Origin of the sequence: Stenotrophomonas sp. 3diitr2024 (assembly GCF_042136455.1) — a bacterium.
Lineage (GTDB): Bacteria > Pseudomonadota > Gammaproteobacteria > Xanthomonadales > Xanthomonadaceae > Stenotrophomonas > Stenotrophomonas sepilia.
In genome coordinates this window covers 1-10,266 of record NZ_JBHHMJ010000792.1, presented here as the reverse complement: position 1 = coordinate 10,266, position 10,266 = coordinate 1, and the positions used below count along the sequence as shown (strand labels likewise).

Here is a 10,266-nt window from a genome sequence, read left to right as displayed (position 1 = left end):
GCCACTGGCCGGCAGCACCACATGCCCATCACGGCAATGCCGGCCAGCGGCCGGCACTACCGGTCAGGCAACCACGGTGATCAACGCTGTTCGGCGGCGACCAGCTCGGCCAGCTGCACGGCGTTCAGGGCAGCGCCCTTGCGCACGTTGTCCGACACGATCCACAGGTTCAGGCCACGCGGGTGCGACAGGTCCTCGCGGATGCGGCCGACGTACACCGCGTCCGTGCCCGAGGCGTGGGTGACCGGGGTTGGGTAACCACCGGCCTCGTGACGATCCACCACTTCGATGCCCGGCGACTGCTCCAGCAGCGCGCGCGCTTCAGCGACGGTGACCTTGTCGCGGGTCTCGATCGCCACCGACTCGGAGTGGCCGTAGAACACCGGCACGCGCACCGCGGTCGGGTTCACCAGGATGCTGTCGTCACCGAGGATCTTGCGGGTCTCCCAGATCAGCTTCATCTCTTCCTTGGTGAAGCCATTGTCCTGGAAGTCATCGATGTGCGGGATCAGGTTGAAGGCGATCTGCACCGGGAAGCGCTGCGGATCGATCTCCTGGAAGCTGAGCAGCTGGCCGGTCTGCTTGCCCAGTTCCTCCATCGCCGAGCGGCCACCGCCGGACACCGACTGGTAGGTGGACACATTGATGCGCTCGATGCCGTACTTGCGGTGCAGCGGCGCCAGCGCCACCAGCATCTGCATGGTCGAGCAGTTCGGGTTGGCGATGATGCCGCGCGGACGGTTGGCGACCTGTTCCGGGTTGACCTCGGACACCACCAGCGGCACGTCATCGTCGTAACGGAACGCCGAGGAGTTGTCGATCACCACCGCACCGGCGGCGGCGAACCTCGGTGCGTATTCCTTGGACACGCTGCCGCCAGCCGAGAACAGCGCGATCTCGACACCGGTCGGATCGAAGGTGGCCAGGTCCTGGACCTTGACCTTCTGGCCGTTGAATTCAATCTCGCCACCAGCCGAACGCTCGGAGGCGAGGACGCTCAGGGTGCCGACCGGGAAATCACGCTCGGCCAGGATCGACAACATGGTCTCGCCAACGGCGCCGGTGGCACCGACGACGGCGACGTGGAAACTGCGCTGTGCATTGCTCATGGGGAACTCTCACGAAAACGGGAATGGGGGAAAACACGCACGACAGCTGGGTTCGGGGAACCTCCTCAAGCGGGGCGCGCGGAGGTTCCCTATCGTTTCCCGGTTTTTTTGCCCAGCATCACGCGCGCGGCCATCGCCGCGTCAGCGTTGATCGCGCTCGGCATGCGCGACGGGCCGCCGTCCAGGCCGAGCCCGGCAGCCAGATTATCCACGGCCAGCTGTACCATCGCCGTGCGCGTGGCCAGCGAGGCGCTGCCGATATGCGGCGTGAGCACCACGTTGCGCAGCGCCAGCAGCTCCGGGCGCACCTTCGGCTCGCCCTCGTACACATCCAGGCCAGCGGCCGCCAGGTGGCCGTTGGCCAGTGCGTCGGCCAGCGCCAGTTCGTCGACGATGCCGCCGCGGGCGATGTTCACCAGGGTTGCCGTCGGCTTCATCTTCCCCAGCGCAGCCGCATCGATGATGTGATGCGAGGCCGGCGTGTAGGGCAGCACCGTTACCAGATGGTCGGACTGTGCCAGCAGCGTATCCAGGTCCACGTAGGTCGCGCTGAGCGACGCCTCGGTATCGGCCGGCAACCGTGAACGGTTGTGGTACAGCACCTTCATGCCGAAACCGTGCGCGCCGCGGCGGGCGATGCCCTGGCCGATGCGGCCCATGCCAAGGATGCCCAGCGTGCTGCCATGGACATCCGCGCCCAGCATGGTCTGGAACGACCACTGCTGCCACTGCCCTTCACGCAGCCAGCGCTCGGACTCAGTGATCCGGCGCGCGGTTGCCATCAGCAGCGCGAAACCGAGATCGGCGGTGGTTTCGGTCAACACGTCCGGCGTGTTGCTGGCCAGGATGCCGGCCGCGCTGAGCGCGTCGACATCCAGGTTGTTGTAGCCGACGCCGACATTGGCGATCACCTGCAGCTGCGTGGCATCGGCCACCTGCGCCGCACCGATGCGCTCGTTGAGGGTGATGATCGCGCCGTCGGAGCTGGCCAGCTGTGCGGCGATCTGGTCCGGCGACCAGGCGGTGACGGTGTCGGTGCTGCGCAGCTGCACGCGATCGCGCAGCGGCGCGATGGCCGCCTCGATCAGCGGCTGGCTCACCCACACGGTCGGCCGCGTGTCAGCCATCGATCTGCCCGGGAATGCGCGGGGTGATCGTGCCGACATCGCCGCACTGCGCGCGATGACGCAGCGCCTGGTCCATCAGCACCAGCGCCACCATCGCCTCGGCGATGGGCGTGGCGCGGATGCCGACGCAGGGATCGTGGCGGCCGGTGGTGACCACCTCGACCACGTTGCCGGCCGTATCCAGCGACGGGCCCGGCAGGCGCAGGCTGGACGTCGGCTTCAGGGCGATCGACGCGACGACCGGCTGACCGGTGGAGATGCCACCGAGGATGCCGCCGGCATGGTTGCTGGCGAAGCCCTGCGGCGTCAGCAGGTCACGGTGCTCGGTGCCCTTCTGCGCGGCGCTGGCGAATCCGTCGCCGATCTCCACGCCCTTCACCGCATTGATGCTCATCAGCGCAGCGGCCAGTTCGCCGTCAAGCTTGCCGTAGATCGGCTCGCCCCAGCCCGGCGGCACGTTGTCGGCGACCACGTCCACGCGCGCACCGACCGAGTCGCCAGACTTGCGCAGCGCATCCATGTACGCCTCCAGCTCCGGCACCTGTGCGGCATGCGGCCAGAAGAACGGATTGTCTTCCACCGCCGACCAGTCGAAGCCGGCCGGGGTGATGTCGCCCAGCTGCGACAGGTAGCCACGCACGGTCACGCCGAAGCGCTCGGCAAGCCACTTCTTGGCGACCACGCCGGCGGCCACGCGCATGGTGGTCTCGCGTGCCGAGGAACGGCCACCGCCACGCGGATCGCGGATGCCGTACTTGTGCCAGTAACTGTAGTCAGCATGGCCCGGGCGGAACTGCTGGCCGATATTGGCGTAATCCTTGCTGCGCTGGTCGGTGTTGCGGATCAGCAGCGCGATCGGGGTGCCGGTGGTCAGGCCCTCGTATACGCCGGACAGGATCTCGACCTCGTCGGCCTCGCGCCGCGCGGAAGTGTGCCGGCTCTTGCCAGTCGCACGGCGCTGCAGGTCGTGGGCGAATTCGGTCGCGTCCAGCGCCAGCCCCGGAGGGCAGCCATCAATCACGCAGCCGATGGCCGGCCCGTGCGACTCGCCGAACGTGGTGACGGTGAACAGCTTGCCGAACGAATTGGAGCTCACGGGCGCTGCGCCGCCAGTTCGGTGATGCGTGCGCTGTGGGCGATCAGCTCGCGGCATTCGACCGCGAAGATGCCCATCTGGCCGACCTTGAACTCGATCCAGGAAAAATCGACTTCCGGCAGCAGCTTGACCAGATGCTGTTCGGACTCACCCACTTCACAGATCAGCAGACCGTCTTCGCTCAGGTGCAGCGGGGCATCGCGCAGGATCTTCAGCACCAGGTCCAGGCCATCGTCACCGGCACGCAGGCCCATTTCCGGCTCGTAGGAATACTCCTGCGGGAGGGCATCAGTCTCGTCGTTGGTGACGTACGGCGGGTTGGTGACGATCAGGTCGTAGTGGCGGCCGGTCAGGCCATTGAACAGGTCCGACTTGATCAGGGTGACGTTGTGCGCCTGCAGGCGCTCCTTGTTCTCCTCGGCCAGCGACAGTGCGTCGTCACTCAGGTCGACGCCGTCCACCTCCCAGTTCGGGTAGTAGTGGCCCATGGCGATGGCGATGCAGCCCGAACCGGTGCAAAGATCCAGCGCGCGGCTGACATCGCGGCCGGCCAGCCACGGTTCGAAACCACATTCGATCAGTTCGGCGATCGGCGAGCGCGGCACCAGCGCGCGCGTGTCACTCTTGAAGCTCAGGCCGGCGAACCAGGCCTCACCGGTCAGGTAGGCAGCGGGGATGCGTTCGTCGATGCGACGCTGGAACAGTTCCAGCACGCGCAGCTTTTCGGCCCGCAGCAGGCGTGCCTGGCCGTAGGCCGGGCCGAGGTCGTGCGGCAGGTGCAGGCTGTGCAGCACCAGCTGGGTTGCCTCGTCCAGCGCATTGTCGTAGCTGTGCCCGAAGGTCAGCCCGGCTTCGTTGAAACGGCTGGTGCCGTAGCGGATCAGATCGATGATCGTGTGGAGTTCGGCGGCCGTTTCAGCGGTCATGGCGGTACTGCGGGCAAAGTGGCCCCCGATTATAGGGGCTGGCGCCCGCGGCAGCATCCGTTGCGGCGGAAACGATCGGGCCGCAGCCGGTATGATGGAGCCCATTTCGCGTGGGAGCCCCCATGTTCAATCGCAATGCCGGCATCATCCTGCTGATCGCCCTGGCGGCGGGGCTTGGCCTGCTCGCCGCCCAGCAGGTGTTCGCGCCGAAGCCGCCGGCCAACGCCCCGGCCACCGAAGCGATCACCCTGTACCCGCAGCCGCGTGAACTGCCCGACTTCAACCTGGCCCAGTCCGACGGCACCCGCCTGATCCCGGGCGAACTGAAGGGCCACTGGACCCTGGTGTTCCTGGGCTTCACCTTCTGCCCGGACGTCTGCCCGACCACCCTGGCCGAGCTGGCCGGCGCGCAGAACCAGTGGGAGGCCCTGCCCGATGGCCTGCGCCCGCGCGTGCTGTTCATCTCGGTCGACCCGGACCGCGACAGCGCCACCCGCCTCGGCGAGTACGTGCACGGCTTCCACAAGGACACCCTGGCCGCCACCGCCGATATCCCCTCGCTGGAGCGCTTCGCCACCTCGCTGGGTTTCGTGTTCCAGAAAGTGCCGGGCAAGCATTTCGACGAAAACCCCGAGGATTACACCGTCGAGCATTCGGCCAGCCTGGCCGTGCTCGACCCGCAGGGCCGCCTTGCCGGCCTGGTGCGCCCCCCGTTCAATGCGCCGGCGATCGCCCGCGACCTGCAGAAGCTGACCGAGAAAACCGCCCCATGAGCCTCACCACCGCCCTGACGTACGCCCTGCCCCATCGCCTGCTGTCCTCGATGGCACGCTCGCTGGCGTACTCGGACGATCCGCGCGTGTCGCGCTGGCTGATCGACACCGTCACCCGCAAGTTCAACGTCAACCTGGACGAAGCGGCCAACCCGGACCCGCGCAGCTATGCGACCTTCAACCAGTTCTTTACCCGCGCGCTGAAGCCGGGCGCGCGCGTGGCCGATGCCGATCCGCGCAGCCTGGTGATGCCGGCCGACGGCCGCATCAGCCAGCTGGGGAAGATCGAGGCCGGCCGCATCTTCCAGGCCAAGGGCCAGTCGTTCACCGCCGCCGAGCTGCTGGGCAGCGACGAGGATGCCAAGCCGTACAACGACGGTCTGTACGCCACCGTGTACCTGTCACCGCGCGACTACCACCGCGTGCACATGCCGTGGACCGGCACCCTGCGTGAAACCGTGCACGTGCCAGGACGCCTGTTCAGTGTCGGTCCTGCGGCCGTCAACGGGGTGCCGCGCCTGTTCGCCCGCAACGAGCGCCTGGTCTGCCACTTCGACACCAGCTTCGGCCCGATGGTCAGCGTGATGGTTGGCGCGCTGCTGGTATCCGGCGTGGAAACCGTGTGGAGCGGCGAGGAGATCCCGGCCTACGGCGATCGCATCACCCGCAAGGACTACCGCGGCCAGGGCATCAAGCTGGAGCGTTTCGCCGAGATGGCACGCTTCAATTACGGCTCGACCGTGGTGGTGCTGCTGCCGCCGGGCGTAGCCGAATTCGCCCCGCAGCTGGGCGCCGAAAGCCCTGTGCAGCTGGGCCAGGCCCTGGCAAAGCTGCGCTGACCGTAGATCCACGCGACGCGTGGATGGATTCAACGGAATGCCGGCCAGCGGCCGGCACTACCGGGTCTGTAGAGCCGAGCACGGGCTCGGCTCTACAGTCAGAAGCGGATTACTGCAGGACCGGTGCTGGGCCGACGTCCATGCCGTCGTAGTCTTCCACGCCGTGCTCCGCCGCCAGCGCCGCGAATTCCTGGTTGCGGCGGTCCAGCGAGGCTTCGTCGTGGATTTCCACCCGCTCCACGTGCAGCACGTGGAACGAGGCGTCGCCCTCTTCCGGTTCCTGCTCGAACAGTTCCACGAACGTGTAGCCCTGCGCCTGCAGGTGCTGGGCCAGCGCCTGCAGCGGCTCGGCACTGGCGTGGACGAAGAAATACCCCCACAGCAACGGGCCGTTGATGTCCCAGTCGGTGTTCTCGCGGAGGTTGGCGAACAGGTTGCGGGTGTCTTCGAGATCCATGCGGGTTCCAGGGGTCGGGGGAATTACTTGTCGCAGCCCTGCAGCTTCAGCGTCTGGCCCTGGCGCAGGCTGTAGGCCGGCGCCTTCAGGCCGTTGGCGCGGGCCAGGGTCGGCAGGTCGCACTGGAACTTGGCGGCGATGGCGCCCAGGGTCTCCCCCCGGCCCACCTTGTGGCTGCGCACCGGCTTCGGGCGCGCCGCCGGTGCCGGGCGTGGCGTCGACACCGGCGCCACCGGTGCGGTCGGCACGCTGGTGGATGCAGCCGCGTCGGCCACCGGCACCACGCCGCCCACCGCCACGCTGCCGGTATAGCTCGCCACGGCCGGGCGCTTGATCGCCGCGTTGAGATCAGCGGTGATCAACGTGCGGGCCAGGTCGGCACGCGGGCCACTGACGCAGTTGCGCTGGTACAGGCCGGCGATGCGGGTGGTGGCATTGATCAGCGTGCCGGCCGGGATCCAGCCATCGGCCTCATAGCGCGGGTTGAGGTTGCGCAGCGCGCGCATGTAGCCATCGCGGGTGCCGTGGCTGCCCAGGCAGATGGCCAGTTCGTAGATGGTGGTCGACTTGGCCAGGCGCAGCGTGGCCGGCTGCGCGCTGATCTTCGGGAACTCCACGCCGTACTGCTGCGGGTGCAGGAAGATCCAGGCCGCGGCGATCACCATCGGCACGTAGTCCTTGGTCTCGCCCGGGAACTGGTTGTAGACGCTGTCGGTCCAGAAGCTCTGCCCACCGCTCTGCTTGAACACGCGTGCGGCACGGCCTTCACCACCGTTGTAGGCGGCCACCGACATTTCCACGTTGTTGTTCAGTTCGCGCAGGCGCTCGTTGAGGTAGCTGGCGCTGGCTTCAGCGGCGCTGCGCGCGTCGAAGCGGGTATCGAAGCCGGTGCCGTCCGGGCCCAGGCCGAAACGGCGGCCGGTGGCCGGCATGAACTGCATCAGGCCGGCGGCGCCGGCGCGCGAGGAAGCATGCACACGGCCGTTGGATTCCTTGGCCATGATCCCGAACAGCAGCGCCTCGGGCAGGCCGCGCTTTTCCCACTCCGGCCACATCACCGCGCGCAGGTTCTGGTAATTCTCGTAGCTGGTCAGCAGCGCCGGGCGCATGTCGGTCAGCCAGCGACGGATGCCGGCCTGCACCGCCGGGTTGTACTCGACCATGCTGTCGAAGGCGTGCCGTTTGTCGTTCAACAGCGCGGCAGCGCGCGCGGCCTCGGGGACGTCGGCGGTGAGGGGGCCGATGTGGTCCGGGTCGGCTTCCAGACGGTCACCGCCCTCATCGGCCACGTCATCGCTGGCGGCGGCATCGGCGTCGTGCTTGAGCAGGCGCTTGTAGCTGGCCAGCAGGGTCCCCATCTGGCAGCCCTTCTGCTTGACGCAGTCGTTGAGGACATCTTCCATGTCCTCCAGCGCGGCATCGGCTTCGTTGCTGCCCTTGGGATCGGCGTTGGCGACCAGCAGCAGGGCATCGCCGTAGCGCTTTTCGGCGGCGGTCATGCGCTGCTGCAGCGCATCCACCTTCACCTTGTCCCGGGCCGAAACCCGCTGTGCGTGGGCGTCGGGCGCCAGGGAAACCAGGCCGGCCAGGGCCAGCAGCGGCCAACCGCGGGAAATCAGGACAGGAACGGGCATTGGTGGCACTGTGTGCGAAACAGGCAGGCAGAGTAGCGGCGCCGCCAAGGTCCGGGCAAGCCGACCTTCGGACCGTCACTGCCGGCGTTAACATTGGGCTATTCATCACAAGGGCTGGACCATGGATCCGATTCTGCTCGGCAAAGGCATTACCGACGATGTTGCCGTCACCCTGCTGCCGAAACTCGGCAACCGCCACGGCCTGGTGGCCGGCGCCACCGGTACCGGCAAGACCGTGACCCTGATGACCCTGGCCGAGGGCTTCTCGCGACGGGGCGTGCCGGTGTTCCTGGCCGATGTGAAGGGCGATGTCTCCGGCCTGGCCGTGCCCGGCACCGGCGCAGAAAACCTGCTCCAGCGTGCCGCCGAGATCGGCGTGGCCGACTATGCGCCAGCCGCCAGCCCCACCATCTTCTGGGACCTGTACGGCAAACTGGGCCACCCGGTGCGCACCACGGTCAGCGAGATGGGCCCGACCCTGCTGTCGCGCATCCTCGAATTGAACGACACCCAAGCCGGGGTACTCGACATCGTATTCAAGCTGGCCGACGACCGCGGCCTGCTGCTGCTGGACATGGACGACCTGCGCGCCCTGCTCGGCCTGGTTGCCGAGGAGCGCAAGGACATTTCCACCGAGTACGGCCTGGTCAGTGCGCAGTCGATCGCGGCGATCCAGCGTTCGGTGCTGCGCCTGGCGCAGGACGGTGGCGAGAATTTCTTCGGCGAACCGGCACTTGAACTGGCCGACATCATGCGGGTCAACCACGACGGCCGCGGCATGATCGGCATCCTCGCCGCCGACCAGCTGGTGCTCAAGCCCAAGCTCTATTCCACTTTCCTGCTGTGGCTGCTGTCGGAACTGTTCGAGCAGCTGCCGGAAGTGGGCGACCTGGACAAGCCGAAGCTGGTCTTCATCTTCGACGAAGCGCACCTGCTGTTCGATGATGCACCGCCGTCGCTGGTGCAGCGCATCGAGCAGGTGGTGCGCCTGATCCGCTCCAAGGGCGTGGGCGTGTACTTCTGCTCGCAGTTCCCCGACGACGTGCCGGGCAACATTCTCGGCCAGCTGGGCAATCGCGTTCAGCACGCACTGCGTGCGTTCACCCCGCGCGACCAGAAGGCGGTGAAAACCGCGGCCGAGACGTTCGTGCCGAATCCGAAGCTGGACGTGGCCAAGGTGCTGAGCCAGCTCGGCACCGGCGAGGCACTGGTATCCACGCTGCAGGACAAGGGCGTGCCGACGCCCGTGCAGCAGACGTTGATCGCGCCGCCGCGCTGCCGGATGGGACCGATCACCGAGGCCGAGCGTGCACAGGTACGCGCCGGCAGCCCGGTCGGCAGCCGCTACGACACCGCGATCAACCGCGAATCGGCCGCCGAACTGCTGGCCCAGCGCGCGCAGAAGAGCATCGAGCAGGCACAGGCGCCGGCCGCGCGCAGCCGCGAGCAGGACGAAGCTCAGGAAGGGGGTTTCGGCCAGGCCATCAAGGACGCGATCTTCGGCACCAAGCGCCGCCAGGGCATGATCGAAACCATGGCCAAGCAGACCACGCGCACTGTCGGCACCAAACTGGGCAACCAGATCGTGCGCGGCATCCTCGGTGGCATCTTCGGCGGCAAGCGCTAGCTGCCCCTGCTGGGGTCAGAGCCCTTTCCGCTGGAAAGGGATCTGACCCTGCTCTCTCATTCGTCATCCAGAAAAGAAGTCGTATTGCATGTCCCGTTGGCGTCCCCCCGCAGAAAATAGCACCGCCCTGATCACCGCTTCCGGGCATGCGCGACTGAAGGCCGAGCTGGATGAGCTATGGCGCGTGCGCCGCCCGGAAGTGGTGAAAGCGCTCGCCGCCGCTGCAGCAGAAGGCGACCGTTCCGAAAACGCCGAGTACACCTACCGCAAGAAGCAACTGGGCGAGATCGACCGCCGCGTGCGCTACCTGACCAAGCGGTTGGAATCGCTGCGCGTGGTCGATACGACGCCAACCGATCCGCTCGCAGTGTTCTTCGGCGCGTGGGTGGAACTGGAGAACGTGGACAGCGGCGACACCAGCCGCTATCGCATTGTCGGCCCGGATGAGACCGATGCGGGCCTGGGCTGGATCAGCATCGATTCCCCCCTGGCGCGTGCGCTGCTGAAGAAGCGGCTGGATGATGAGTTCTCGGTGGAGCTGCCCGGCGGGCAGTTCACCTTTGCAGTGATCGGCGTGGAGTACGAGCCTGTGTAGCGTCGAGCCATGCCCGACCTCGCCGCCGTTGTAGAGCCGAGCCCATGCTCGGCTGATGGGCAACGCAGCCGAGCATGGGCTCG

Annotated in this window: 10 protein-coding genes; 4 read left to right on the top strand and 6 right to left on the bottom strand. The window is 67.3% G+C overall.

Features of this window, described 5'->3' with window-relative positions:
* Positions 1 to 80 precede the first annotated feature (80 nt).
* The 4 genes from ABGA94_RS21070 to prmB form a co-directional block, all read right to left on the bottom strand.
* On the bottom strand, positions 81 to 1,109 hold the full coding sequence (locus ABGA94_RS21070; RefSeq protein ID WP_005417977.1) for an aspartate-semialdehyde dehydrogenase: 1,029 nt from the start codon (positions 1,107 to 1,109) through the stop codon (positions 81 to 83).
* An 89-nt stretch (positions 1,110 to 1,198) separates the two neighbouring features.
* Positions 1,199 to 2,236: a 2-hydroxyacid dehydrogenase gene (locus ABGA94_RS21065; protein ID WP_375368030.1), complete on the bottom strand. Its 1,038-nt coding sequence runs from the start codon at positions 2,234 to 2,236 to the stop codon at positions 1,199 to 1,201.
* Positions 2,229 to 3,332: a chorismate synthase gene (gene aroC, locus ABGA94_RS21060; RefSeq protein ID WP_005417989.1), complete on the bottom strand. Its 1,104-nt coding sequence runs from the start codon at positions 3,330 to 3,332 to the stop codon at positions 2,229 to 2,231. The genes ABGA94_RS21065 and aroC overlap by 8 nt, the downstream gene beginning before the upstream one ends.
* Positions 3,329 to 4,258, bottom strand: coding sequence for a 50S ribosomal protein L3 N(5)-glutamine methyltransferase (gene prmB / locus ABGA94_RS21055; RefSeq protein ID WP_053500256.1), 930 nt, complete (start codon positions 4,256 to 4,258; stop codon positions 3,329 to 3,331). Before prmB ends, aroC begins: the two co-directional genes overlap by 4 nt.
* A gap of 122 nt (positions 4,259 to 4,380) precedes the next feature.
* Between prmB and ABGA94_RS21050 the strand changes: the two genes are divergently transcribed.
* Together ABGA94_RS21050 and asd are read left to right on the top strand one after the other, a co-directional pair.
* Complete coding sequence (locus tag ABGA94_RS21050; RefSeq protein WP_005417991.1) at positions 4,381 to 5,031, top strand: SCO family protein; 651 nt, start codon at positions 4,381 to 4,383, stop codon at positions 5,029 to 5,031.
* Positions 5,028 to 5,870 carry an archaetidylserine decarboxylase gene (gene asd, locus ABGA94_RS21045; protein WP_053501139.1) on the top strand — a complete coding sequence of 281 codons (843 nt, stop codon included), beginning with the start codon at positions 5,028 to 5,030 and terminating at the stop codon, positions 5,868 to 5,870. The genes ABGA94_RS21050 and asd overlap by 4 nt, the downstream gene beginning before the upstream one ends.
* A gap of 109 nt (positions 5,871 to 5,979) precedes the next feature.
* Here asd and ABGA94_RS21040 read toward each other — a convergent pair whose 3' ends face one another.
* Both ABGA94_RS21040 and ABGA94_RS21035 read right to left on the bottom strand, forming a co-directional pair.
* Complete coding sequence (locus ABGA94_RS21040; protein WP_139727428.1) at positions 5,980 to 6,327, bottom strand: ribonuclease E inhibitor RraB; 348 nt, start codon at positions 6,325 to 6,327, stop codon at positions 5,980 to 5,982.
* A gap of 23 nt (positions 6,328 to 6,350) precedes the next feature.
* The gene (locus ABGA94_RS21035) at positions 6,351 to 7,961 is read right to left on the bottom strand and encodes a transglycosylase SLT domain-containing protein (protein WP_375368028.1); all 1,611 of its coding nucleotides are present in this window, start codon (positions 7,959 to 7,961) and stop codon (positions 6,351 to 6,353) included.
* A gap of 121 nt (positions 7,962 to 8,082) precedes the next feature.
* On the opposite strand from ABGA94_RS21035, the gene ABGA94_RS21030 reads away from it, so the two are divergent.
* Both ABGA94_RS21030 and greB read left to right on the top strand, forming a co-directional pair.
* Positions 8,083 to 9,588: a helicase HerA-like domain-containing protein gene (locus ABGA94_RS21030; protein ID WP_065179167.1), complete on the top strand. Its 1,506-nt coding sequence runs from the start codon at positions 8,083 to 8,085 to the stop codon at positions 9,586 to 9,588.
* 88 nt (positions 9,589 to 9,676) lie between these two features.
* Positions 9,677 to 10,183 carry a transcription elongation factor GreB gene (gene greB / locus ABGA94_RS21025; protein WP_375368027.1) on the top strand — a complete coding sequence of 169 codons (507 nt, stop codon included), beginning with the start codon at positions 9,677 to 9,679 and terminating at the stop codon, positions 10,181 to 10,183.
* Positions 10,184 to 10,266 lie beyond the last annotated feature (83 nt).

Coding starts and splice junctions, on each gene's coding strand:
- ABGA94_RS21070 (WP_005417977.1), bottom strand. CDS start 1,109: ATGAGCAATGCACAGCGCAGTTTCCACGTCGCCGTCGTCGGTGCCACC.
- ABGA94_RS21065 (WP_375368030.1), bottom strand. CDS start 2,236: ATGGCTGACACGCGGCCGACCGTGTGGGTGAGCCAGCCGCTGATCGAG.
- prmB (WP_053500256.1), bottom strand. CDS start 4,258: ATGACCGCTGAAACGGCCGCCGAACTCCACACGATCATCGATCTGATC.
- ABGA94_RS21050 (WP_005417991.1), top strand. CDS start 4,381: ATGTTCAATCGCAATGCCGGCATCATCCTGCTGATCGCCCTGGCGGCG.
- asd (WP_053501139.1), top strand. CDS start 5,028: ATGAGCCTCACCACCGCCCTGACGTACGCCCTGCCCCATCGCCTGCTG.
- ABGA94_RS21040 (WP_139727428.1), bottom strand. CDS start 6,327: ATGGATCTCGAAGACACCCGCAACCTGTTCGCCAACCTCCGCGAGAAC.
- ABGA94_RS21035 (WP_375368028.1), bottom strand. CDS start 7,961: ATGCCCGTTCCTGTCCTGATTTCCCGCGGTTGGCCGCTGCTGGCCCTG.
- ABGA94_RS21030 (WP_065179167.1), top strand. CDS start 8,083: ATGGATCCGATTCTGCTCGGCAAAGGCATTACCGACGATGTTGCCGTC.
- greB (WP_375368027.1), top strand. CDS start 9,677: ATGTCCCGTTGGCGTCCCCCCGCAGAAAATAGCACCGCCCTGATCACC.